General features: G+C 29.6%; 1 protein-coding gene. It reads right to left on the bottom strand.

The window, feature by feature from the left end:
- Nucleotides 1-425: Imm47 family immunity protein (gene imm47 / locus V7183_RS21295; RefSeq protein WP_335360752.1), on the bottom strand; the 425-nt coding region annotated here is incomplete at both ends.

Genomic DNA, 425 nt, shown 5'->3' with positions numbered 1-425 from the left:
CGTTATCATAGTAATATTTGGTGATGTCACTATTTTTAACGAACTCAAAATATATTTCTCCTAATTCTTCTATTGATTGTTCATAATAGTCATCGTTAATTCCTAGCATTAATGCAAGTGTATTTCTGATTGCATTCTCAATAAAAGTATCTTCCCATTCTTCTAACAAAGCAAAAAGATACGGAATCACATTATATGAAAGAGTCTCTCCGGCACTTACAACAAAATTATGAACACCATCCTCTGAAGCATTTGAAAGGAATTTCAAGTTATTTGTGTCTAATAAGTCATCATGAGTAACGATTGAGCAAAAAAGTCTTGTACATAAATTAAGAATCACTTCATCTTGAGTACTATTCATAAGTTGTATGAGTAATTCCTTTACAGAGAAATCACCTAATTTTAACAATTCATTAATTAAGAGA

Source organism: Bacillus sp. JJ1127 (genome assembly GCF_036965845.1).
Classification (GTDB): Bacteria; Bacillota; Bacilli; order Bacillales; family Bacillaceae_G; genus Bacillus_A.
The sequence above is the reverse complement of the archived record's forward strand: the minus strand, read 5'-3'. Positions and strand labels throughout refer to the sequence as shown.